This is a genomic window from Solirubrum puertoriconensis, from assembly GCF_001483135.1.
GTDB lineage: Bacteria > Bacteroidota > Bacteroidia > Cytophagales > Hymenobacteraceae > Solirubrum > Solirubrum puertoriconensis.
Window position 1 is genome coordinate 1246427 of sequence record NZ_LNAL01000008.1, and the last position, 23584, is coordinate 1270010.

The 23584-nt window shown below is 57.8% G+C and carries 18 protein-coding genes; 7 read left to right on the forward strand and 11 right to left on the reverse strand.

The genetic code is table 11. The features are described 5' to 3' along the window. Window positions 1–2: 2 nt before the first annotated feature. From ASU33_RS19560 to ASU33_RS19575, 4 genes are read right to left on the reverse strand one after another with little or no spacing between them, the layout of a single operon-like run. Window positions 3–2720: a tetratricopeptide repeat protein gene (locus ASU33_RS19560; RefSeq protein ID WP_149867317.1), complete on the reverse strand. Its 2718-nt coding sequence runs from the start codon at window positions 2718–2720 to the stop codon at window positions 3–5. A 3-nt stretch (window positions 2721–2723) separates the two neighbouring features. Then, the gene (gene gatC, locus ASU33_RS19565) at window positions 2724–3011 is read right to left on the reverse strand and encodes an Asp-tRNA(Asn)/Glu-tRNA(Gln) amidotransferase subunit GatC (RefSeq protein ID WP_059072480.1); all 288 of its coding nucleotides are present in this window, start codon (window positions 3009–3011) and stop codon (window positions 2724–2726) included. A 36-nt stretch (window positions 3012–3047) separates the two neighbouring features. Further along, window positions 3048–3875 (reverse strand): lysophospholipid acyltransferase family protein, encoded by an 828-nt coding sequence (locus tag ASU33_RS19570; protein ID WP_286130684.1) that lies wholly within the window; start codon window positions 3873–3875, stop codon window positions 3048–3050. Between the two features lie 59 nt (window positions 3876–3934). Further along, a complete protein-coding gene (locus ASU33_RS19575; protein ID WP_059072481.1) occupies window positions 3935–4507 on the reverse strand; it encodes an NUDIX domain-containing protein in 573 nt (190 codons plus the stop codon). Between the two features lie 456 nt (window positions 4508–4963). Here ASU33_RS19575 and ASU33_RS19580 point away from each other — a divergent pair, with 456 nt between their 5' ends. The 3 genes from ASU33_RS19580 (at window position 4964) to rnhB (ending at window position 11804) form a co-directional block, all read left to right on the forward strand. Then, the gene (locus ASU33_RS19580) at window positions 4964–10708 is read left to right on the forward strand and encodes a T9SS type A sorting domain-containing protein (RefSeq protein WP_078063271.1); all 5745 of its coding nucleotides are present in this window, start codon (window positions 4964–4966) and stop codon (window positions 10706–10708) included. Between the two features lie 159 nt (window positions 10709–10867). After that, a complete protein-coding gene (locus ASU33_RS19585; RefSeq protein WP_059072483.1) occupies window positions 10868–11116 on the forward strand; it encodes a hypothetical protein in 249 nt (82 codons plus the stop codon). A 112-nt stretch (window positions 11117–11228) separates the two neighbouring features. After that, complete coding sequence (gene rnhB, locus ASU33_RS19590; RefSeq protein WP_059072484.1) at window positions 11229–11804, forward strand: ribonuclease HII; 576 nt, start codon at window positions 11229–11231, stop codon at window positions 11802–11804. 82 nt (window positions 11805–11886) lie between these two features. Here rnhB and ASU33_RS19595 read toward each other — a convergent pair whose 3' ends face one another. From ASU33_RS19595 to ASU33_RS19605, 3 genes are all read right to left on the reverse strand, one after another. Continuing rightward, on the reverse strand, window positions 11887–12342 hold the full coding sequence (locus ASU33_RS19595) for a response regulator (RefSeq protein WP_059072485.1): 456 nt from the start codon (window positions 12340–12342) through the stop codon (window positions 11887–11889). Between the two features lie 73 nt (window positions 12343–12415). Then, window positions 12416–13948, reverse strand: coding sequence for a sensor histidine kinase (locus ASU33_RS19600; RefSeq protein WP_059072486.1), 1533 nt, complete (start codon window positions 13946–13948; stop codon window positions 12416–12418). Between the two features lie 21 nt (window positions 13949–13969). Next, window positions 13970–14338 carry a CZB domain-containing protein gene (locus tag ASU33_RS19605; protein ID WP_059072487.1) on the reverse strand — a complete coding sequence of 123 codons (369 nt, stop codon included), beginning with the start codon at window positions 14336–14338 and terminating at the stop codon, window positions 13970–13972. A 158-nt stretch (window positions 14339–14496) separates the two neighbouring features. Here ASU33_RS19605 and gcvT point away from each other — a divergent pair, with 158 nt between their 5' ends. After that, on the forward strand, window positions 14497–15603 hold the full coding sequence (gene gcvT, locus ASU33_RS19610) for a glycine cleavage system aminomethyltransferase GcvT (RefSeq protein WP_059072812.1): 1107 nt from the start codon (window positions 14497–14499) through the stop codon (window positions 15601–15603). 128 nt (window positions 15604–15731) lie between these two features. Further along, window positions 15732–16472, forward strand: coding sequence for a 2-phosphosulfolactate phosphatase (locus tag ASU33_RS19615; protein WP_059072488.1), 741 nt, complete (start codon window positions 15732–15734; stop codon window positions 16470–16472). A gap of 177 nt (window positions 16473–16649) precedes the next feature. Here ASU33_RS19615 and ASU33_RS19620 read toward each other — a convergent pair whose 3' ends face one another. Further along, window positions 16650–16976, reverse strand: a complete 327-nt coding sequence (locus ASU33_RS19620) for a nucleotide pyrophosphohydrolase (protein WP_059072489.1) — start codon at window positions 16974–16976, stop codon at window positions 16650–16652. 12 nt (window positions 16977–16988) lie between these two features. Continuing rightward, complete coding sequence (gene dtd, locus ASU33_RS19625; protein ID WP_059072490.1) at window positions 16989–17447, reverse strand: D-aminoacyl-tRNA deacylase; 459 nt, start codon at window positions 17445–17447, stop codon at window positions 16989–16991. 45 nt (window positions 17448–17492) lie between these two features. Between dtd and ASU33_RS19630 the strand changes: the two genes are divergently transcribed. Beyond that, a complete protein-coding gene (locus tag ASU33_RS19630) occupies window positions 17493–19034 on the forward strand; it encodes a hypothetical protein (protein WP_149867318.1) in 1542 nt (513 codons plus the stop codon). Here the strand turns inward: ASU33_RS19630 and mltG are convergent. Then, the gene (gene mltG, locus ASU33_RS19635) at window positions 19031–20071 is read right to left on the reverse strand and encodes an endolytic transglycosylase MltG (RefSeq protein WP_059072492.1); all 1041 of its coding nucleotides are present in this window, start codon (window positions 20069–20071) and stop codon (window positions 19031–19033) included. The two genes, ASU33_RS19630 and mltG, sit on opposite strands and share 4 nt — an antisense overlap. A 144-nt stretch (window positions 20072–20215) precedes the next feature. Continuing rightward, window positions 20216–21694, reverse strand: coding sequence for a helix-turn-helix domain-containing protein (locus ASU33_RS19640; RefSeq protein WP_078063273.1), 1479 nt, complete (start codon window positions 21692–21694; stop codon window positions 20216–20218). A gap of 171 nt (window positions 21695–21865) precedes the next feature. Between ASU33_RS19640 and aceB the strand changes: the two genes are divergently transcribed. Next, window positions 21866–23494 (forward strand): malate synthase A, encoded by a 1629-nt coding sequence (gene aceB / locus ASU33_RS19645; protein WP_059072494.1) that lies wholly within the window; start codon window positions 21866–21868, stop codon window positions 23492–23494. The last annotated feature ends 90 nt before the right edge of the window (window positions 23495–23584 follow it).

Sequence of the window (23584 nt, forward strand, 5' to 3'; positions counted from 1 at the left end):
GGTTAGTTCCAGGGTGCTACGGCGGCCCGGTGGGCGGCACGCCGCTTGTCGTAATTGTTACGAAAGGTAATATATTCTGATGATGGAAGCAACGTGCCAAGTTTAGCAAAAGAAGTCGTTGCATACTCCTCTAAACCAGCATCAGCCGCAGCTAGCACAAACCCTTGCAACAGTGCCACTGATTCGGGATTGTAGGACAATGCTCGGCGCATGATTTCGTAAGCGGTAATAGGATCTTGGCGCTGTGTAAAGAAATCGGATGCTTGCACTACACCGGACTCGTCGAAGGGGTCGGCTTGCGTAAGCTTCTGATACTGTTGGGCCGCTGCTTTCGAATCCTTGGCTGCCGTGGAAGCCGCATTGGCGTATGCCTGCGCCAGCGGGCGTGCAGCTTTGGGTGCCGGCAGGATTGCGCCCGCCAAAATGCCGCGCAGGCTGCTTGCGCTGGCGGGTGTAGCCACAATGGCGCGTTGTGCAACAACGCGCGCCGAGTCGGGTTGGCCTGCCCAGGCTAATGCGTATGCCCTAGGTAGCAAAGCGGCGGTGTTGCCAGCTTGCTCGGCCAATGCCAAACGTGCCGCTGCCGAAGCGTACAGGCCGCGCTCGAGCAGGTAAATGCCCAGTACTTGGTGATAGTAGCCACTGGTTGCGCCGGTAGCAAGGGCCTCGAGCTGATCGAAGCCCGGCGCCGGACGTGCGCTGCGTAGCAATTGCAGGCCGCCTACAAACGTGAGCTGATCGGCGTAAGCATCGTTGGCTTGTACTCGGAGCAAGTTCTGTACAAGCGGCAAAGCAGCTGTGTCGTGCCGCGCCGCTTCGGCAAGCCCTAGGTGGTACAACTGTGCAAACTGCGCAACTGTAAGTGCCGAATCGACTGCCAGCTTAGTATCGGCTACTTGCTGATAGCGGCCACGTAGCAAGTCGAGCACCAGGGTGTTGTTCTGCCAAGCGGGCCACTTCGGATTAGGGTTGTCGTTGGCTGAGGCTCGGGCGCCCTCGAGCTGATTGTTCTTGAGCAGAAAGGCCAGCCAGTTGGTGTGCGGTACCGGGTCGGCGTCGTTCGCAGCAGTAGCCCGGCCGTAGTAATGCAGCACCGAGTCGGGCAGCGAGGAACGCGAGTACAGTTGAGCCATTTCGGCATTGAGGCGGCCACTGGCCGGAAAAGCCCCCAAGCCTTGCCGTAGCACCTGTTGGCGCTCGAAAAAGTCGGTGGGTTGGTCGAAGCGAGCTGCCAACCGGAGCCAAACCTTTTCGTTGGGTTCGCGACGCAACGTGCTGCGCAGGATGTTGATTTCGTTTTGACGCTGCGACTTGGCTTGGTACAAAGCCGCTCTACCTAGGGCCGCACGGGCATTTAGCGGGTCCAGTTGGTCGGCCTCGGCGTAGTAGCGTTCTGCCAGCAGCGCCAAATACAGGTTATCGGGCTGCTGCTCGCTTTGCAGGCGAGTGAGGTCGCCGAACTGAATGTACTGCCCGGCGCGTGCCCGGTCGTACAAGTCAAATTGGTTGCGCATCAGCACTACCACGATAATGCCAATACCCAACGCATACATCATATAAAAGGGCATCCGACGTGGGTCGTACGCTACGCGGTGCACCTGTAGGCGTTGCTTGATAAGCGTCCCGAAGTTGAGCATCACGTACAGGAAGAACGCCAAGCCTAGGGCACCTAGGGCCAGAGCTACGAAGTCGCGGGTTGCCTGCAGCAGGGGCTCGTTGAGAGTTGCCGAAGCATACCCAAAGGTGCCAATTGCCACAAGCAGCAAGGCAACGTACAGCCAGGTTGCGGCTTGGCGAGGCACCCACGCACGATAAGTAGGTTCGCGCAGGGGCAAGGTGTACCACCCGATGGCCGCTGCCGCGAGTAGCAGTAAGTAGGGGTTGAGGTACACGCCCGGCAGGATGGCCAACTTGCCAGCGTTCCAGTAGTACATCAGCAGTATGCCCAGCAGCAAGGCGCTCGAAAGCACAAACGGCACCAACCCAAAACGGCCTTTTTGGGTTGCTCCTTGCGTATTCAGCCACAGCAGGCCGTAGATCAGCTCACCCCCAAGCCACACTGCCAGCAGAGCAATGGCTGCTGCCCCGGCCAAGGTTCCGTAGGCTGCCAGGTGCAGCACCACAAAGCTGGCTGGGTGCCTGGTTTTGGCAAGCAGTAAGGCACCTAGGGCTGCTACCAGTACCGCAAACAGTACTAGGCGCCACCCAAAAGATAGGCCCTCTAAAAAAGCATGCAGTACAAAGGCCGCGCCGATCAATACCGCAATGCTCAGCATCAGAAAATACTGATCCTGCTCGCCGAATATGCCCAACAAGTCCATGTTGAGCGACATCAGCAGGAAGATGGCCGCTGCCGCGCCCGCTACAAACGCCAACCGGCTTAGTTGGCTGATTGCAGCTAGCCAAACCGCTAAGCCAATACCAAGCAACACTACCCAAGCTCCCGCCGCCGCAGGCCACAGCATAGGGCCTGCTACGTCGTAGGTTTGGGTAACTAAGTACGCATTGGCTGGCAGCGCGAGGGTGTCGGTACCTGCCGGTAGCTTAGCAATGGTAGTTGGTACGGGTGTGAGTTGTGCAATCGTGCCTACGGGCAGAGTATGCTCGGGGCCCGCAAAGTAGAAGTAAAGTGCTAGGCCTAACGCAGCGAAGAGCACCCCCAGTAGGCCCCATAGCAAACCGCGCGGAGTAGCTGGCTTAACCAGTGGAAGTTCGCGCACGTCTTACTCCAGTACTTTAGGCACGCGGAAGTAATCCGAATCCTTGCGGGGAGCATTGAGTAAGCCCTCCGCGTGGGAAATAGTATTCTGGGGATTGTCGGCCCGGAGCACGTTGATTTCGTGCGACAGATGCACGAGCGGCTCCACGGTCGAGGTATCGAGGGCGCGCAGTTGCTCCACCCAATCAAGAATTTTGTTGAGGTCGGCCAACATCTGTTGCTCGTTGCTTTCGTCGAACTCAAGGCGGGCAAGGTGGGCCAGTTGGCGAAGGGTATTTAGATCGGTGCTCACGGGTGAGGCGAAAAAGTTAACGTCGTGGATTGAAAATTAACGAGTTACTGAAGTATTGCTTGGCTCGGCAGTAGCTTGTGTGGTGCGCACTTTTACAAACGGGCTGGGAGCCGGCACACCTGCGGCTTTGGGGTCAAATTCGCTGGCAATGATAGCACGTACGCGTTCTTTCAGCGCGGGTAAATCGTCGGGGGTGAGTCCTTGCGTTGAAATTGGCGCGTGCAACACGATGCGCAGCGGCGAATAGCGTACCCGCAGCCCACCAACATCGGGCATAAAGCGGTGGTTGTAGGGCATCGTTACTGGTACAATGGGCACACCAGCAGCTATAGCCAACAGAAAAGGCCCATCCTTAAAAGGGAGCAGTTCCTCTCCGGGCCTTTCGGCAATGGCACCCTCCGGAAAAATGACAACGGAACGGCCTGCATCGAGCGTCTGGCGAGCCTGCACCAACGCACGGCCACGGCTAACGCGACTTTCCCGATCAACGCTGATGTAGCCGCGCTCAAAAATGGGGCCCCACAGCGGCACCTTAGATAAGGAGCTTTTGCCCATGATATTCAGGTGGCCCGGTATGGCTTTGAACAGCAGCGGAATGTCGATATAAGAGCTGTGATTGGGAACGTACACGCACGGTTGGCCAGCCGGGAGCGGCTGCTTGCGCACCACCGCAACAGGTATTCCCCACATGCGAATAAAGAGGATAGACCAAACCCGGTTGAGGGCGTGCAGGTACCGGTGCCACTTGGGCTGACGCGAAAGCAGCCACTGTAATGGGTACGTCACCACAAAGGGCATCACAAACCAAAAGGTTGCCCACGTGGTGTAAATGCGGTGCCCCAGATATTGCAACAGCCTACGCATAACCACAAAGGTAAGGTAACCGTGCCTCTCGGCACGGCAGCTTTACCGCCAAATCGTGGTTAACCTAGGTGCCGCTCGCGCAAAATGCGCTCGGCCTTCAGCAAGCCGGCCACGCTTATGGCATCGGTTATGCGGTTGTTCATGCACATCTGCACGGCCTCGGCCAGGGGCAACTTCCAGAGGTGTAGCTCTTCGGTTTCTTCGGGCGCTACTTCGCCGTATTCCAGGTCTTCGGCCAGGAATACGAAGCCCTCTTCATCGGTAACCGAATTGGAGGTATGCAGGCGGGCAATGTTCGTCCAGCGGCGAGCATTCATGCCGGTTTCCTCCTTTAACTCCCGCTGCGCCGATTCAAGAATGTCCAGTTCTACCGGCCCGCCGCCCATGGGTATTTCCCACGAGTACTCGTTGAGCGGGTAGCGGTACTGGCCCACCAACCAGGTGTTGCCCTCCGCGTCGACCGGGATAATACCTAGGGCTTTGTTCTTCATCGACACCACGCCGTAAATGCCACGCCCACCAGTCGGATTGATGACCTGATCCTCACGCACACTGATCCAGGGGTTCTGATACTTGGCCTCGGTGCTGAGGGTTTGCCACGGGTTGCGCGTTTCGTCGGGAAGCACTTGCATGAGCTTGGTAAGTAATTGGAATGGTAAAGCTAACTAGACTGATAAGTGCACTGGCAGATGTTCGAAGAGTTATCAAAATATCAATATTCTTGATTCGATAATTAGGTAATGTTAAGCGCTGATTTTTTGGCCCTTACGAGTGATTGATAAGTGAGGGTTTTATTGAAATCTGGGTGTGGAGGATGTTTTAGGCTTAAGTAGTCAGTTTTTCTGTGAAAGTAACCGCTCTGGATAAACCAGTATGTTCGATAAGCTTTTGTATAGCTGCACAGCAAGGAGTTCAATACGCGAGGGATTGAACGCTACCGTTCGCATAGGAGAATTACGGTTTCGCTAAGCCACACAGCGGCTTGGGTTAAAATGCCGAAAAGCAGGGTGGGGGCAAAATACTTTTGATGGCCTAACGACAAATTCTGGCCAACCCAAGAGTTCCATCCACTCAATTACCACACCATAATGAAAGTACTTTTACGCTTAGCTGCCACAGCCATGGCTTGGGCTAGTTTAGGTGTTTTGGTTGCAGAGGCGGCGCCTCCTGTGCCCGTCGCGGTTACCGCCAACGTGGGTTCCGATGAAATTGGACCCTTCCAGCTTGCTAACCTGAGTGTTACCGATCCGAATGGCACGCCTGATTTGGCGGCTTATCGTTTTGTAACGCTGCCTACAACCGGGCGACTGTATGCATACAATATCTCTACAGGAGCTTCTGTTGAAATTACCTCAGCGAATCAACAGGTCGATCCGTTTCTGTATCCCAATCTTGTTTTCGATCCGGCCTCGGCTACGGCTAACTACACCGTTAGCTTTCAGTACACGGCCGTTGATGAAGCAGGGGAGGTAGGTACTCCCGCAACCTACACCATCAATGTAACCAATGCTACTGCGGCGGCAAATATTCAGCCGATTACGGCTGAGCGTACCAACGTGCTGATTGCCCATGGCTTTGGCGCGCAAACGCTTTCGCCCGGCTTGTTTGGTGTTGATACTGACGGTGCAGTTGCAAACTACAGCGTTACGCCTCCGGCAACAGGTGGCACGCTTTCACTTGATGGTGTTGCTATCACGGCAGCTCGTACAGTGTCGGCTACGGAGGCAACCCGCCTCGCATTCACGCCCGCAGCCAACTTTTTCGGTACGGTTGTAATTCAGTATCGCGCACTCGATAACAGCGGAGCTCAGGATGGTTCCCCCGCTAACTATGTAATTCCGGTTGCTAAATCGGGGTCGAGCAAAGGTGGCTTGCTGAATTTTACTTCGCGCACCAACCTAGAGGACTGGACCGAAGCGCGCAGCACAACTGCCGATGAGGTTGTATTCAACTCTACTTACAGCGCCAGCACGCAGGGTAAAACGGCTTTTCGCATCGAGCCGAACCCGACTATGCCAGGCAAGGCGCTTACATGGAGCTCTGACTATCAGGCCAACGCAACAAATAAGATGGCCGAAGCCAATTTCAACTTTGGCAAGGCTCTGAGTGGCTTCACCCTTAGCATTGGTGATATTGATATTTCGGCCGCTAACACAACGGTTACGCCCAATGTGCCCGCCGGCGGTACCTGGATTGACCGTTTAGTGTTTGAGGGTTTTCGTGCTGATGGTACAATTGTTACCCTAACCAGTGTTGATGTGAAGCCTGGCGCAGCAGCTCGCTTTGATGCTGGCCTGAATTCGCTTACCGGCACCGTTAACACGGGTGCTGCAACCAGCAACAGCATAATCACTTTCCCCGAGCCCATCGTTAGGCTGCGTATTCGTTATTACAACGATGCCACAGGCACCGATCCGGTATTGCAGGTTGTCACTTTCGATTCGTTCTCGTGGTACACGCAGGACGTAAGCACCGTAGCGAGTGGTCCAGTAATTGCCAATCCTGCGTCAACGGTTTCTTATACGGTAGTTACCGACAACGACGGCCCTTACACCGCTATCAACGTGGTGCCGACGCTGCAACTTGTTCCGAACTTGACTAACGTAACCATCAACGGATCGGCGGCCGGTAGCAGCTACGTTAGCGCCACGGGTTTGCTTACGCTGCCAACCGTGTCCAACCTCGCTTCGGGCCAAGAGGTAACCAACACCGTAGGATTTACGATGCCGAACACGACTGTTACGGGTACTGCCCGCAACACCTCAAACAGCATCGACGAAGAGCCGTCCAACAACAACGGCAGCCTAGCCTCAGCGCAGGTAACCACCGTACCCAATCAAGCGCCGGTGGCTCGCAATATTACTGCACCTACGCTAAGCAATGGCAGCTCTGCTACACCAATTCCGAGCTTAGTAGCCAATGACCCCAATGGCGATAATACCATCGTTAGCTACCTGATTAGCGTGCCTAGCGCCGGTGGTGTATTGAGCTATTTGGAGGATAATGGCACCACCGTTACTATTTCCGGAACCTCGACGGTTGGGCAGCGTACGTTGTCACCCACTGAAATTGCTCGCTTGAGTTTTGATCCTAACGCGGGTTTCGTTGGCAATGCTTCGTTTACTTATACTGCTACCGACGACCTCTTGCTGACCTCAAATACTGCTACCTATACCATTCCGGTAGGTGCTGCTGTGGGTGCGACTGACTTAGCAGTAACGCAGCAAGTAGTGCTGGGCCCGTACGTTGTTGGTGATGAAGTGGTTTATACCATCACAGCCTACAACCTAGGCACCAGTCCGGCGCTAAACGCACAAGTGCAGGATGCTTTGCCCCAAGGATTGACGTTTGTTAGCGCCACTGCCTCTACGGGTACATCATACAGCAACGCCACTGGGGTATGGACGATTACATCAGGCGTAACCACCTTTAACGCTGGAGCAACGGCAACGCTCACCATCCGCGCCCTGATCAATCGTGAAGGTGAGTTCACCAACACCTCGATTGTTACTTCTTCGACGGTAGACTCGAACCCAGCCAACAACGAAGCCAACGAAACCATCAACCCTGGTACGGCGGCCTACGCACAAGATTTTGAAGGACGTGTCGTGCCCGATAACTGCGAACCGGTATCGACTGGTGTGAGCATACTCACGGGCAGCACGGCATTGGCCGAAGGCAACTCGCTCACAACCGGCACGCTCTCTACAACTGCCAGCACCTACACTACGCCCTTCCTGCGTTTGGCTGGCAACTCGGTTCTCTCATTCCGCGCACAAGCCTCCGCAACTACCAACACGCCGCAGTACCGCGTAGTACTTGTTGATGCCAGCGGTAACCGCACTACTCTGCAAGCTGCTACAAATCTTTCGGCCACGAACTCAGGCTACACACTCAACCTGACGCAAGCTGGCGTGTATCGTATTGAGATTGGTTTCTTAACTACCGCAAACGGTACGAGCAACCCTACGGCCCGCCTCGATGAAGTACTGGTTACAAATGCCACGGTGGCTAGCCAAGCCAACTGCACTGCCAACGTTCTGCCCGTTGCAAATAACGTATCGACGCGCATTGCAAACAGCCGCGCTGCTACTTCTATTCCGGCACTTTCAGGTTCGGATACTGCTCCTGGTACTGTCGATTCTTACCGCATCGAATCTATCTTGGATCTTAACACCCAGGGTGTACTTACCCTGAACGGCGTGCCGCTGACCATCGGGCAAGAAATCTTGGCTGCTGATGCCGACAAGCTTCAGTTTGATCCGGTAAGTGGCTATGTTGGTACGGCTACGTTCCGGTTCAGCGCCCGCGACAATAGCAACGAGTTGAGTGCAGCGCCAGCAACCTATTCCATCTCAGTTGAAAACGCGACTAGCATTGCAGGGGTAGTATTTGACGATGTGAACTACGGTGGTGGTGCTGGCCGCAGCTTCACCGAGGCCAACACCTCGGCCGTTGCAAGCTCGTTCGCTAACAACGCCATTGCGCGTCCGAACGCCGTGGTTGAGCTGTACGACAATGCTTCGGGCGAGATTCTGGAAACTCAGCAAACCAACGCAAGCGGTAGCTACCAGTTTACGCAAGTGCTCAGTGGCAACTATTCGGTACGTGTTGTAAACAGCACGGTAACCTCGGTGCGCAACTCCGCTGCAGTTGGTGTAGTACCCGTGCAAACATTCGTGAACGGTGCGACCAACGTTGTAGGTGGTGTTGCGCCCAGCAAAACCGATGCCCCGGCTAATACCGGCTCACAACTGCTGGCCGACCTTACAACCACTAATACGGAAGCCCAGTCGGTTGCGCAAGTAAGCATTCCGGCCGTGGTAGCGCCGGTGTCTAACGTTAACTTCGGATTCAACTTCGATGTTGTATCGAACACTAATGCTACTGGACAAGGGTCGCTGGCGCAATTCATTACCAATGCCAATGCCCTGCCCAATACCAACCTGGCGCAAAGTGGCACGGGCCTAGTAGCCGGACGCGAAACCAGCATCTTCATGATCAGTGATGGCCGCACCACTGGCGTACCAGCGGGTCTGCGTGCCGGCGTATCGGGCGGTGCCGCGAGCGGTTCAGCTACCATCACGTTGCCTTCGGGCCAGCCACTGCCTGTCATTACCGATGCCGGTACCACTATCGATGGTGGTCGTCAGAGCTTGGTTACCGGTAATGCCATTGCAAGCGCCGCAGAGCTAACGACGGGCCCCGAGGTAATCATCAACTTTGGTGGTGGCCGTGGCCTAAATACCTCGGCAGCCAATACCACGTTCGCAGGCCTAGGTTTGACCAACGCTGATGCTGGTACGAGCAACAACCCTGCAGTGTACTTTACCGCAGCCGCCACGACTGGCTCGTCGTTACGCAACAGCACGGTGTACAACAACGGCGTAAACGTGCGCCTCGACAACGCCACCGGAATTACAATTGCCGATAACGTTATCCGTAATGCGACCCGGGCTGCAGCCGATGGCATTGAGTTGAACGGAGCTGCTAGCAACATCATCTCGAACAACCAGATTCTCAGCAACGCTGGCTACGGCATTGACTTCATCAGCGGTGCCAACAACAGCAATCAGATTACGGGTAACCTGTTCAAGAACAACGGCAATGCTACCGGTAGTGTGCAAACCTCGGGCATCGGCTTGCGCAGCGGCAGCGGCAACACCATCCAGGGCAACACCTTCACCAGCAACATCGGCGACGGTATCACGGTGCTGAATGGCCAAAATGGCAACCGCATCACGCAGAACAGCTTCTCGAACAACGGCGACCTAGCTATTGACCTAGGTTCTGATAACTCGACCACAGGCAACGGGGTGTCGATCAACGACAATACCGACGCTGATGGGGGTGGCAACACAGGCCTGAACTTCCCAGTGTTCACGCAGGCAACCATCAGCGGTGGCAACCTGCAGGTAACAGGTTATGCTGCTCCCGGTGCAATCATCGAACTATACGTAGCCGCTACCGACCCCAGCAACTTTGGCGAAGGCCAGGTTTACTTAACCACAGTTACGGAGGGCAGTTCGCAGGATGGCGACGGGAAAACAGCTTCGTACAGCGGCGCTATCAACGGCGGACCCAACTCGGGCTCGGAGAACAACCAAAACCGCTTTGTTTTCTCTATACCGCTCTCGTCGCTGAATGCCACGCAGCAAGCAGCCCTAGGTGCCGCTACCGTGCGTCTCACGGCAACTGCCAGCCAAGCTGTGAGCAGCACCAACCCTGTGCAATACAACACGTCGGAATTTGCTGGCGTGATTACGCTGCGCAACGGTCCGCTGCCCGTTGAGCTGGTTGAGTTCACGGCTAAATCTTTGAACGCCGACGCTCTGCTGACTTGGAAAACCGCTCAGGAGAAAAACAACGACCGTTTCGAGGTAGAGCGCTCCATCGACGGGGTTAACTACGAGAAGGTAGGGCAGATAGCTGGCCACGGCACTACCTCGGCGCCACAGAACTACAGCTACACCGATGCCAACGTGGGCACGAGTGCTGCGCAGGTGTACTACCGCCTGAAGCAAATTGACCGCGACGGTACCACTGCTTACTCGCCGGTGCGTGCGGTATCGTTCGGCAAAGAACTGGCGCAGGGCAACCTCACGCTGTACCCCAACCCCGCTCACGATGAGCTGACGGTAAGCCTAGGTACTGCCTCGCAAAACGCCATGGTAGAGGTGTACACGGTAAACGGCTTGTTTGTGCGCAAGCAGTCGTTTGATGCCGCCGCTACTACCAAGCTCAACGTAAGCTCGCTGCCGCAAGGCACTTACCTGCTGAAGGTAACGACCGCAACGGGCTCGGTGCTTACTAGCCGCTTCGTGAAGAACTAGGGTGGATGGAATAACCTTTCATGAACGGCAAACGCCGCTGCTCCTCGGAGCAGCGGCGTTTTGGCTTAGTAGGCACTTAACATAGACTTAACTCCATATTAGGTAAAGCCGTAACTTAATACAGCCGGCCGCCCACATCCCGGTCGGTATACCGTACGTATGGCCAATTCGCAGAAAAAAGGCGCTACCAACCAAGACACTAACAACATCGGCGACCCGCTATTTAACCTTAAGCACGCCCAAGTAGAAGCAGAACTGCAACAGCAAACCGGCGGCCTAGGTCCGCTCACCAACGAATACATCAGCACCGACGAAGACGGAGAGCTTGACGAAGGCCCGCGCGACAGCCAGGGCCGCCGCCGCGGCGAACCCGGTATAGATTTAGGCAGCACCGCGGGCAAGCATTAGCCTTGCCTGTTCGCTGCTCATCAATGCAAGTCGTCCTTCTGGCAGCCGGCCGGGAGGACGATTTTTTTGTGTGCTTACCTAGGCGTGGTTCGTACCTAGCTTTGCGGCCATTATGCTGCTTGCTTCTTATACTGGTAAGCCTTTGGAGGCCGGGCTCGACGAAGCCGGCCGGGGCTGCCTGGCCGGGCCGGTATTTGCCGCCGCCGTAATTCTGCCCCCCCATTTGGCTATACCCGGTCTCAAAGACTCAAAACAATTAAGCGCCCGCCGACGCGAGCAACTGCGCGAGCTAATTTGCCGCGAGGCCGTGGCCTGGGCCGTAGCCGAAGCCTCGCCCGAAGAAATTGCCAGCATCAATATTGCGCAGGCTAGCTACTTGGCTATGCACCGCGCCGTGGGCAACCTAGGTGTAGTGCCCGAGCATTTGGTGGTGGATGGCAACCGGTTCAAAGCCTACCCGGGCATTGAGCACACGTGCATCGTAAAGGGCGATGCAAAGTACCTGAACATTGCCGCTGCCTCGGTACTGGCCAAAACCTTCCGCGACGACCGCATGCGCGAGCTGCATGCCGAGTTTCCGGTTTACGGTTGGGGCCAGAATGCAGGCTACCCCACCATACAGCACCGCAGTGCTATTCGGGAGCATGGCCCTACACCGCACCACCGCATGGGCTTTCGACTACTCTAAACCCCCTAGGTAGCAAGGTGCCCACCAACACAAAGGCCCGATTGGTACTTCCAATCGGGCCTTTGTGTTGGTGTAAGTAAGGTCAGTGAGGTTGCTCCTTGAGCTGTAGCAGATCCAGAAACAAGCTAAAACCATCGACGGTAGCGCCGCCTTCGCCAAACTTATCGAAGCTTAGGGGCTTGATGATGTAGCCGCTTACGGCTAGTTCGCGTGCTTTCAGCCGATCCGATTCAAGGTCGGAAGTGGTCATGATGAACACATTCAGGCCCACAAATTCGGTGTCGGAGCGGAGAGCTTCCAGCAGCTCCAGGCCATTCATGCGTGGCATATTGATGTCGAGCATTACCACGTTGGGCTTCGGGATGCGCTCCTTGCCGTTTTCGCCGCGCAACATCGACAGCGCCTCGCGGCCATTGCGGGCAATGTGCAGCGGTACTTCGATATTGTGCTTACGCAGCTCGCGTTGCACGTTCATAATGTCCATCTGGTCGTCTTCAACGAGCAGAATGCTGGGTGAGGCGTGGGTATCGGCAGACATAAGTATCGGGGTAGGGAAGGGCTACTGAGCTGGGTGAGGGTGGAGCAGCACCAGTCCTATACGGCATTTTGCTTTACGGGATAACCTTGCCAGCCCGCTGACTGGCCACGGTGTGTGCCGCCGACGTTTTGGGCCAGGTAAATGTGAAGGTGGCGCCGGCGCCCTCGCTCGATTCGAGGCGAATGGTGCCGCCGTGCCGCTCGATGATTTTTTTCACGATGGCCAAGCCTACGCCGGTGCTTTCCAGCGTGTCGCGTTCGGTGAGCGTTTGGAAGATGACAAAAACCCGCTCGTGGTATTCCGGCGCGATGCCGGGGCCGTTGTCGGCTACGGCAAAGGTGTACTCCTCGGGGCTTTCGCGCAGCGTAATGCGCACCATGCCGTTGGCCGGTTCGTGGTGGTACTTTAGCGCGTTGCTGATGAGGTTGCTGAACACCTGATGCAGCTCTACGCGCGAGGCGGTAAGAGTGGGCAGGTAGGGAGGCAGCACAATCCGGAAGCCCTCTGGCGGAGCCAGCGAGTCGCTGATTTCGGTAAGCAGCTCGCGCAGGTTTACGCGCTCTTGCTGCTCCTTCACGCGGCCAATGCGCGCCAGCTCCAGAATGCCGCTAATGAGGTTTTCCATACGGTGCACACGCGTGCGCATCAGCACCAGAAACTCCCGAATGTGCTCGGGCAGGTTTTCGCCCATGTCTTCCTCAATCCAATGCGAGGCGCTTTCGATACCCCGGAGCGGTGCTTTTAGGTCGTGCGATACCACATAGGCAAACTGATCGAGCTCTCGGTTGCGGCGCTCCAGCTGCGAAATCGTCGACTCGATCGTGCCGGCCATTGAGTTGAGGGAAGTAGCCAGCTCGCTTAGCTCATCTTGCTCGGCATCGGCGAGGCGCACGTGGTACTCGCCATGGGCAATGCGCGTGGCCAGTTGCACCATGGAGTTGATGCGCCCAGCCAATAGCCGCGTGATGATCATGGCCCCGATCAGACCTAGGATCAGCGCCAAAATGGTAAGGGCAACGGATATGATGCGCGTTTCGCGGATGCTGTCGGCAAGCTTTTCGCGCTGCTTTTCGCGCGAGGCCAGCTCCTCGCGGTCAAAACCCCGAAACAGCACCCTGATTTGGTCCATCAGCTGCTTGCCGGTTTTGTCTTCCACCAAGCTGCGGTGCTCCATGCCGTCGATGCCTTCCTGTTTAGCATTGCGCAGGCGGGCCTGCCGCTTTTCGGTTATGAGCAGGTGCGAGTAAGCCGACCACCGTTCGTACAGATCCTGCGCCCGCAACAAACGCGCATACTGCGGGTCGTTGGGCTCAAACTCGTCGCGCAGGCGCGAAAAGGCACCCAGGAGCTGCCGCTCGCCCTCGTAGTACGATTCGAGCAACCCTTCATTGCCTATCAGCAGATACCCCCGTAGGCCCGATTCCATGTCCACGATGTGGCGGAGCATGCGCGTAGATTGGGCCGTGCGGTTTTGCGACTGGGCAATGCGCTCGGAGTTGCGCAACACCTTGCGCGACAACTGATAGTTGACGATTACTACCGTTACGAACAGTAGCGCAATGGCCAAAAAGCCAATAAACAGGCGTGTGGAAAGCTTGAGCTTCATGCGTCGGGGCTGCGCAAAGCGCTAGCGGCCCTCTTTACGCAACTTTCGCTCGATGGTATTGATCAGCTCCAGTACTTCGTCGGTAATGGGGTTTATGGAGCTCAGGCCGCGCTGGGCTTGCTCGGTTTGGCCTGCTTGGCGCAGGTCCATGAGTTGGTTGGCTACTTGGTGCAAATGGCGGTGCAGGCGGTCGAGCTTTTGGGTTTCAGGAATGTGCCCAAACTGCGGCAGGGCCACGTTAGCAATCCACTGACCTAGGGCACACACGTCGGCGTCGCGCACGGGGGCTTCGTCGCTACCACTGCCATACAAGAAGGAACGCAGCTTGGCTTTGAACAATATGTGCTTGAGTCGGGCTGCGTCGATTTCCCGCTTGATGTCTTCACTCATGTGATGCTGGTAGAACGGCGCCTATGCGGTTGTTTGCCTTTCTACGGCAAAGATAACTGATTGGGCGGGGCTAGCTTTTCGGCTACTTTTGCGCCGGCTTGGCAGCCTAGGTTGCCGGGTTGCTTATTCCCACCGATTCTCGCAAGCTTTTCCCCAACATGAGCGAACTGAAAACCGTCGTGCTCAACGACGTGCACCAGCAACTCGGCGCCAAAATGGTGCCCTTCGCCGGCTACAACATGCCCGTGCGCTACTCCTCCGACCTCGACGAGCACCACACCGTGCGCCGGGCTGTGGGCATTTTCGACGTGTCGCACATGGGCGAGTTTCGGGTACGCGGCCCCCGCGCGCTCGACCTCATCCAGCGCGTAACCAGCAACGACGCCAGCAAGCTCGCCGACGGCAAAGCGCAGTACTCGTGCCTGCCCAACGAGCAAGGCGGCATCGTGGATGACCTGCTGGTGTACAAGCTGGCCGACGAGGACTACATGCTGGTGGTAAACGCCTCCAACATCGAGAAAGACTGGAACTGGATCAGCCGCTTCAACGAGGAGTTTGGCGCCGACATGGAGAACGTTTCGGACCAGATCAGCCTGTTTGCCGTGCAAGGCCCCAAAACCGCCGATGCCCTGCAGAGCCTCACCGACGTGGACCTGAAGTCGATTCCGTACTACTCGTTTGTGCAAGGCACTTTCGCCGGGCACCCCAACGTAATCATCTCAGCTACGGGCTACACCGGCGCCGGCGGTTTCGAGCTGTACATCCCGAACGAAGCCGCTGCCGATATCTGGAACAAGATTTTGGAAGCCGGCAAGCCCTTCGGCCTAAAGCCCATCGGCCTAGGTGCCCGCGACACCCTGCGCCTCGAAATGGGTTTCTGCCTCTACGGCAACGACATCGACGACAATACCTCGCCGCTCGAAGGTGGCTTGGGTTGGATTACCAAGTTCACCAAGGAGTTCACCAACAGCGCAGCCCTGAAGCAGCAGAAGGAGCAAGGCGTGCAGCGCAAGCTGGTAGGCTTTGTGATGGATGGCCCCGGGATTCCGCGCGCGCACTACGAGCTGGTAAACGAAGCCGGCGAAAAGATTGGCGAAGTTACCTCGGGCACGCAGTCGCCGAGCATGAGCAAAGGCATTGGCCTAGGTTATGTTGCCACCGACTTCAGCGCGCCGGGCAGCAAAATCTTTGTACAAGTGCGTGGCAAAAACCTGCCTGCTACCGTTACGAAGCTACCCTTCGTGAAAGGCACGGAGGAAGCGTAGTATCTTGAGCATCCCAGCGTCATGCTGAGCGAAGTCGAAGCATCTCTACCGGTTCGTGAGATAGTAAAATACTATCAGTAGAGATGCTTCAACTTCGCTTAGCATGACGCAATTTTTTCGATTACCGCATGCCTTCTGTTGATATCTGTTTTTCGCCCGAGCTGTTGCCGCTGTACGACTTGCGCGGCCGGGTAGCCGTGGTGGTTGATATCCTGCGCGCTACTTCTAGCATTGTTACGGCACTGGCCAGCGGCGTTACGCACGTGTTTCCGGTGGCTGAGCTAGCCGAGTGCCAAGCCCTAGGTGAGCAGCATGGGTGCTTAACAGCTGCCGAGCGCGACGGCCGTGCCGCCGAAGGTTTCGACCTAGGCAACTCGCCCTTCGGTTACCTCGATGGCGTGCTGCCAGTGCGCGGCCGCGCCGTTGCCATCAGCACCACCAACGGCACGCAGGCCCTGCGCCGCTCGCTGGCGGCCGATGCGGTGGTAGTAGGGGCTTTCCTGAACCTGCAGGCGGTGGAGGAGTTTGCCCGCGCGCAGCATAAGGATGTAGTAGTGGTGTGCGCTGGCTGGAAAGGGAAGTTTTGCCTTGAAGACACGGTATTTGGCGGTGCCTTGGCCGAGCGCCTGTGCGACACCTTCGACGTAAGCAGCTCCGATTCTACCATTGCCGCACTGCACCTCTGGCAGCAAGCCAAAGCCGATTTGCACGGTTATTTGCTGCAATCGGCCCACGTGCGGCGCCTCAACTCGCTCGAGGCCAACAAAGACTTTGAGTTCTGCCTGCGCGTGGATGAGTACCCTGCGGTACTGCCCATCTGGAAGGAAGACCGGCTGGTGGCATTGCAGGCCGAAGTAGCGCGGGTATAGTGGCTGTAGCGCGGGCTGAAGCCCGCGTTTGCCAAGACGAGCAGTGCTAAACCAGCTTTACACAACAACGGCTCAGGGCGCGTGCTCTGAGCCGTTTTAGTTTTACTACCTGTGGACCGCGGACTACAACCGAAGGTCGGCGTAGCCAAAGTCCGCGCTACATCGTGCTGCGGCGTGCTACTTTAGCTTCTCATTTTGCTTGTGGCGGTCGGCGTCGCGCTGGGTTTTCTTTTCTAGGTTGCGCTGCAGGGCCTCGGTGAGGTTAACGCCGGTTTGGTTGGCGAGGCAGATCACCACGAACAGCACGTCAGCCAGCTCATCGGCCAGCACTTTGTCGCGGTCAGAGGGTTTGAACGACTGCTCGCCGTATTGGCGGGCAATGATGCGGGCTACTTCGCCAACCTCTTCGGTGAGCATCGCCATGTTGGTGAGCTCGTTGAAATAACGCACGCCGGTGGTCTGAATCCACTGATCAACGGTTTGCTGGGCTTCTTCGATGGTCATGGCACCTAGGGGTTAAGCGTTGTTGGAAGTAGGCGTGTCGAGCACAATGGTTACGGGGCCGTCGTTGAGCAGGCGCACCTTCATGTCGGCGCCGAAGCGGCCGGTGGCTACGGGGCGGCCCATCAGCTGCTCGAGCTGCTGCACAAACTGCTCGTAGAGCGGAATGGCAATGGGCGGTGGTGCGGCGGCAATGTAGCTCGGGCGCGTGCCCTTGCGGGCATCGGCCAGCAGCGTAAACTGGCTTACCACCAGCAAGTCGCCGCCCACATCCTGCACCGAGCGGTTCATCTTGCCTTCGTCGTCGTTGAAGATGCGTAGTTGCACCAATTTGCGGGCCATCCAATCGAGCTCGGCGGCACCATCGGAGTGGGTGAAGCCGGCCAGCACCAGCAAGCCGGCGCCAATTTGTCCCGTGATTTCGCCGTCGACGGTAACCGAAGCTTCCGCGACGCGCTGCACAACTATGCGCATATGGAGGAGGTAAAGGCGAACAAGAGCCGCAAAGAAAGGCAGCAAATGCCCATCTTCGCCCACGTGTCGTCTCCTTCCGCTACTTCGCACACTGCATCGACTTACCTGCGTTGGCTGCTGCCAGCACTGCTGCTAGTGGCTGCTTTGCGGCTGTGGCACCTGCCCGCCGTAGCCCTGCCCGATTACGACTCGGTGCGTAACTGGCAAATCATTCAGGAGGTAGCACAGCTCGATTGGCGGCACATTTTCCACCACGGTAGTCCCGGGTTCTACCTATTCTTCGCACCCATTACTTGGCTTACCACCAACTACCGCGTGTACTTGGTGCTGAATGGCTTGGTAGGCGTAGCCGCCCTAGGTATAATGACGCAATGGATAGCCCGGGCAGCTCGCCTGCGTGGTCCCGAAACGGCTTTGTTGGTACTGCTGGCGGGGTCGTCGGTGTTTCTGACGTTTTCGGGCCGCGACTTCACCATGAGCTCCTTAAGCCTGCTAGCTTTGGCCGGCCTGATGCGTGCCCACTGGCACCGCCTGCAAGTGCCTACCCAGCGCAATCTGCTCCGCACCGCGGTGTGGCTGGCAGTAGGGCTTACTATCAACTACAAATTCCTGCTTACCACGCCCGTTCTACTGGTGCTCGAGCTGCTGCAAGCCGATGGGCTGTTGTGGCGCAAGGGCAACTGGTGGCGCGTGCTGATGGCGGTGGCGTTGCCCTTTATAGTGCTCGGGATACTGGCCTGGCTGATATCGAGTGTGCCGCTGTGGCGCTGGCCGGCAGTATACTTCGTCATCATGTTTCCGGCGGCAGCTAATGCGGCCGGGCGGCAGGGTACCGTGCAGGTCGATTTTGCTTACTACCTGCGCTACCTCACCGATTTCGAGTCGCCGTTGCTGTTGCCGGGTTTGGCCATGGCGCTGGTGTGGTTCGGGGCCGATTTGCGCCAACGGCCAACTACCATCGGGGCATACTTGCTGGTGTGGGCCGCCTGCACCTTGGCGGGTATGTCGTTGCTGATAAAGGCGCCGCGGGGCCTGCTGTTTGGCTACATACCGATGTACGCTTTGCCTGTGGTGCTGCTGCAAAAATGGCCGCGCGCCGTGGCGCTAAGCTTGCTGGTGCTGGCCCTAGGTTACAATGGCTGGCAGGTGCAGCGACAGGTGCTAGCTTACACGCCATCGAGCTACCCACAGGTAGCGACGCGGCTCAAGCAACAGCAGATTACACGAGTAGCTACTGCCGTGGGCATAAGCTTGGCGCCAGCCGCTGCCGAGCATGGCATTGCCGTAACCGGCGCCAACAACCTAGGGCAACTAGCAGCCCTGCGCCGGCAAGGCTACCGCTACCTGCTGCTCGATGATTACTACCGCGTAGCGGGCGTGCAGCAGTTCGATACGTTGCGCCGTTTGCCTTATGTGGCTGCCTGGCCTGAGCTGTTGCTTCGCTCGCCGCTCATCTACCTCGAGCATTCCGAGTACACCGGCCTAGGTTACCAGGCTACGCTGCAGCGACAGCAGCAAGCCGCCCGCGATACACTGCAATTGCGCCTGATCGACCTGAGTACGTTGCCGCTTCCGGAGCCGCGCTAGCGCTTAATCTTGAGGCTATCGAGCCAGCGCTGATACTTGCGGGCGTTCTTTTTGTGCTCGGCGTAGGAGGCGGCAAAATCGGAGTAGCCACTGCCGCCAGCACGGGCGCAGAAGAACAAGTAGTCGTGTTGGGCGGGCTTCAGCACCGCATCGAGGCTCTGGCGGTTGGCCGAGGTAATAGGGCCGGGCGGCAGGCCTTTCTGCTTGTAGGTGTTGTAAGGCGAATCAACCAGCTTATCCTTGTTCAGCACGCGCTTCACGCCGAAGTTGCCAATGGCCCACAACAGCGTAGGGTCGGCTTGCAGGCGCATGCCGCGGCGCAGGCGGTTGAGGTACACGCCGGCAATTACGGGCTTGTCCTCGGGCTTGGCGGTTTCGCGCTGCACAATGCTGGCCAGCACGTGCACTTGGGTAGGGGAGAGGCGCAGTGAATCGGCCCGGCGCTGCCGCTCCGCCGACCAAAACCGCCGGTGGTGCGCCGCCATGCTGTCGAGAAACTGCTGGGCCGAGGTGTTCCAAACAAACCGGTACCGGCCCGGAATAAACAGCGTCAGCACCGTAGTGGTATCCACGCGGTACTGCCGCTGCAAAGTGGCTTGCTGATTCAGCAGGCGCCGCAGCTGGGTTGAGTCAGCTTCGAGCTGACGCTGCATCTGGCGGGCCAGCTGCGGCTTGTATTTAAAGGCATCGAGCACAAACTCCACGGTATCCTGCTGGCCCTGCATCAGCTTCTCGAGCAGCGCAGCATTGCCTAGGTTGCTCTCGAGCAAATAGCGGCCGGGGCGCACCTGCGCGGGATATCCTTTGTGCTCGGCCAACCAGGCAAAGGTGGCGGGCTCCAGCAGCAGCTCGTGGCGCTCGAGTGAGTCGAGCACATCTTGGTAAGTGCCGCCAGTGCGGATGTAGAGGTAAGCCGGGCCAAACGGCGAAGGCTCCACGTTCGGGCGCCACAGCACGCGCCAGGCGCCATACAGCCCAATACCGCCCGCAATCAGCAGCACGACAAACAGTGTCCAGCCTACGCGGCGCCACAGCAAAGCAGATTTATTATTCGGGTAAGCCAATCAGAAGAAAACTAACGCGACCCAGGGGAGGGGCGAACGGCGTGTGCCGCCCCGGCCGCGTGTACTACCATCACCAATCCGCTCCGGCCGATGCCCGAGCAGCTACCCACCTAGGGCTTACTGGCCTTGTACCAACGCCGCGATGGATGCGGCCAGTTCGGTTTTGCGTTGTTGCTCCACAATCTTCACGGGCGGAGCGGCGCGCACTTCGCAATCCGGAATGGAGCACCGCTCGCATGTTTCGTTTACCCAGCGTGTCGGGATGGACTCGTCGGCCAAGAACGCTACTTTCTGCCGCAGGTTGTCGTCGACGGGTAGGCCCACAGTTACGCTGGTGGCGTGGCCCGAGGCATCGTAACGCGCAATCGTGATGCAGAGGTACTCGTCGGGCGTTTGCCAGTAGCGCGAGCGTTGGGCGGCCACCCGCAGGCCGGGGCTGCCCGCTTGCCGGGCCTGTTCCATCAGCCACAGACTAACCCAGCGGCGGCAGTAGTGCTCTTGCAGCTCGTTGCCGTGTGGGTTGTGCAGGCGCGAGAGGTGCAGCTCTTTGGTGAGGCGGAAGCCCTGCGCGTCGGGCTCCTGATCGAAGCGCAGGAAAAACAAACTGCCAATGCCGAAGTGCCGCGCCAGCAAGTTGGTAACGCGCTGCAGCAGCATTTCCGGCGACACCTCGTAGCGCGTGAGCAAACCCAGGAGCAGGGCGGCATTCCAGCGCGGCGTCGTGAACAGGGCCTGTAAATCGGCTACCAGCTGGCTTTCTTCCATAATCAGGGCCACCGCGAAGTACGAAGCCCGGAAGTGATTCAGCACTTGCTCGAACGAGCCCGGCGTAGCCGACGGCACATTGGTATACGGCCGCTCTTTCAGCCCTAGGTAGTTGAAGGCCACCTCGCGGCCCAGTACAAACATCTCCTGCGCCCGCGAAAGGCCCGGCCGCAGCAGCAGGCGCCGCGCCGCAGGCTGGTACACCGAGCGCAGCTCCTGCAGCTCAGGGTGTTCACTTAGGGTGTGGCGGTCGATGAGGTAGTGATATTCCTGGCCGAGCAAATCTTCGAGCTGGTGCATATCGAACGGCGGTTCGGTGCGCAGCCGGAAGCGCGCCACGCAGCTGCGCACGGCATCTTCGAGGTCGTCGAAGTAGTTGTCGTGCATTTCCTGGTAGGAGCGGAGCGCGGCTAGGTAAAAGTTCTCCTGCCGCATTTCGTAGTTGCGCGCCAGCTCCAGTATGGTGCTGATGAACGCCATTACTCGCGTGGGCGCGTCGGATATCATCTCGATTAGCCGCGCCGGATCGAGCCCGAACATATCCAACGGAAACTCGCGCAGCACATCCGACTGCAGCAGCTCCGAAATAGGCGCCAAGCGCTTGCCAAGGTGCAACGACACCAGCTCATCGTAGCTCACGCCCAGCACCCGCGCAAAGGCCATAATCTTATCGGCCTTGGGGTACTTCTTGCCCTTTTCAATCTCATTCAGGTACGAGACCGACACATCAACGGCCTGCGACAAGGCTGCGGGCGTAAGGCCACGCTCTTGGCGGAGCTGTCGAAGCTTAAGGCCAAAAATCAAGCGGACTACTTGTGCGTGAGTAAGCATGCAAGCGGTGGAGAGTAAGAAAACAAAGAAACAAAACCTGCTTCAGATGCTGTGAAATTCGACATAAAAGCTAATTTTTTACTTTTAGCGAAAATTCGCTTGACAAAATTTATTCGCTCACGTATGTTTGGTCAAGATCTTCCTGCACATAATCCCACCAACTAAAAACCTATGGAAACGCTTGATCAGCCGCTCGTTGCCGCCAAAACCGATTACCTCTGCCCCGAGCGCGTGAAAGTGCTGGGCCGTTGCACAACAGCTTATGCCGAGGTGCTCACGCCATCGGCCCTGGCGTTTGTAGCCGCTTTGCACCGCCACTTCGAGGGGCGCCGGCGCGAGCTGTTGCAGCGCCGTCAGCAACGCCACGCCGAGTTTGCGGCTGGTCAGCTGCCCGATTTTTTGCCCGAAACCAAGCAGCTGCGCGAGAGCGACTGGAAAGTGGCCGAGTTGCCCGCCGACCTGCTCGACCGGCGCGTGGAGATTACCGGCCCCACCGAGCGGAAGATGATCATCAACGCCCTGAACTCGGGAGCCAAGGTGTTCATGGCCGACTGCGAAGACTCGCTTTCGCCCACCTGGGACAATGTGGTGCAGGGCCAGATAAACCTGCGCGATGCCGTGCGCCGCACCATCTCGCTCGAAACGCCCGCTAAAACCTACAAGCTGAACGAGCGCACCGCCACACTACTGGTGCGCCCCCGCGGCTGGCACCTACCCGAAAAGCACGTGCTCGTAGATGGCGAAGAAGTAAGCGGCGCGTTGTTCGACTTTGGCCTGTACTTCTTTCATAACGCCCACGAGCTGATTGCTCGCGGTACCGGGCCGTACTTCTACCTGCCGAAGCTGGAAAGCCACCTGGAGGCGCGCCTCTGGAACGAAGTATTCGAGTTTGCGCAGTGGGAGCTGAGGATTCCGAAGGGCACCATCAAGGCTACTGTGCTCATCGAAACGCTGCCGGCCGCCTTCGAAACCAACGAGATTTTGTGGGAGCTGCGCCAGCACTCGGCCGGCCTTAACTGCGGTCGGTGGGACTACATCTTCTCCTACATTAAAACCCTAGGTGCCCGCTCCGAGTACCGCCTGCCCGACCGCTCGCAGGTAACCATGACGGTGCCCAACATGGCCGCCTACGTGCGCCTGGTTATCGATACCTGCCACCGCCGAGGGGTACACGCCATGGGCGGCATGGCCGCGCAAATTCCCATCAAGGATAACCCCGCCGACAATGCCATTGCCCTCGATAAGGTGCACAACGACAAAGTGCGCGAGGCTACCCTCGGGCACGATGGCACTTGGGTGGCGCACCCCGCGCTGGTGCCTATAGCGCTGGAGGTATTCGATAAACTGATGGCCCAGCCGAACCAGATTGACAAGCCGCGCTCCGAGCAGCCGCTGCCTACCGCCGCCGAGCTGCTGCATGCACCCGAAGGCACCATCACCGAAGCTGGCATGCGCCAGAACATTGATGTTGCCCTGCGCTACCTAGGCGCTTGGATTAGCGGCAACGGCTGCGTGCCGCTCTACAACCTGATGGAAGACGCCGCCACTGCCGAAATCTCGCGCGTGCAACTGTGGCAATGGCTGCACACCCCCGGCACCGTGCTGGCCGATGACCGCTACGTTACCTCCGAGCTATACCGCGAGCTGCTGCAGGACATTGTAGACAAGCTGCGGCGCGAAGTAGGAGAGGATACCTACCAGGAGTATTACCGCCCCGCCGTGCACCTGCTCGACCGCCTGGTACTGGCCGAAAAGTGCGCCGACTTTTTGACCCTGCCAGCCTACGAGACACTGGCCTAGCGAACCGTAGCGCGGGCTTCGCGGTCCGCGCCTCCGGGTAGTAACCGGCAATCCGCTGGATGATTGACTTTACTGCCCATGGGCTGCGGC

Excerpts from the sequence above, each read along its gene's own strand:
- ASU33_RS19570 (WP_286130684.1), bottom strand. The coding sequence starts at position 3,875 with ATGCGTAGGCTGTTGCAATATCTGGGGCACCGCATTTACACCACGTGG.
- ASU33_RS19575 (WP_059072481.1), bottom strand. The coding sequence starts at position 4,507 with ATGCAAGTGCTTCCCGACGAAACGCGCAACCCGTGGCAAACCCTCAGC.
- ASU33_RS19580 (WP_078063271.1), top strand. The coding sequence starts at position 4,964 with ATGAAAGTACTTTTACGCTTAGCTGCCACAGCCATGGCTTGGGCTAGT.
- ASU33_RS19585 (WP_059072483.1), top strand. The coding sequence starts at position 10,868 with ATGGCCAATTCGCAGAAAAAAGGCGCTACCAACCAAGACACTAACAAC.
- rnhB (WP_059072484.1), top strand. The coding sequence starts at position 11,229 with ATGCTGCTTGCTTCTTATACTGGTAAGCCTTTGGAGGCCGGGCTCGAC.
- ASU33_RS19595 (WP_059072485.1), bottom strand. The coding sequence starts at position 12,342 with ATGTCTGCCGATACCCACGCCTCACCCAGCATTCTGCTCGTTGAAGAC.
- ASU33_RS19600 (WP_059072486.1), bottom strand. The coding sequence starts at position 13,948 with ATGAAGCTCAAGCTTTCCACACGCCTGTTTATTGGCTTTTTGGCCATT.
- ASU33_RS19605 (WP_059072487.1), bottom strand. The coding sequence starts at position 14,338 with ATGAGTGAAGACATCAAGCGGGAAATCGACGCAGCCCGACTCAAGCAC.
- gcvT (WP_059072812.1), top strand. The coding sequence starts at position 14,497 with ATGAGCGAACTGAAAACCGTCGTGCTCAACGACGTGCACCAGCAACTC.
- ASU33_RS19615 (WP_059072488.1), top strand. The coding sequence starts at position 15,732 with ATGCCTTCTGTTGATATCTGTTTTTCGCCCGAGCTGTTGCCGCTGTAC.
- ASU33_RS19620 (WP_059072489.1), bottom strand. The coding sequence starts at position 16,976 with ATGACCATCGAAGAAGCCCAGCAAACCGTTGATCAGTGGATTCAGACC.
- dtd (WP_059072490.1), bottom strand. The coding sequence starts at position 17,447 with ATGCGCATAGTTGTGCAGCGCGTCGCGGAAGCTTCGGTTACCGTCGAC.
- ASU33_RS19630 (WP_149867318.1), top strand. The coding sequence starts at position 17,493 with ATGCCCATCTTCGCCCACGTGTCGTCTCCTTCCGCTACTTCGCACACT.
- ASU33_RS19640 (WP_078063273.1), bottom strand. The coding sequence starts at position 21,694 with ATGCTTACTCACGCACAAGTAGTCCGCTTGATTTTTGGCCTTAAGCTT.
- aceB (WP_059072494.1), top strand. The coding sequence starts at position 21,866 with ATGGAAACGCTTGATCAGCCGCTCGTTGCCGCCAAAACCGATTACCTC.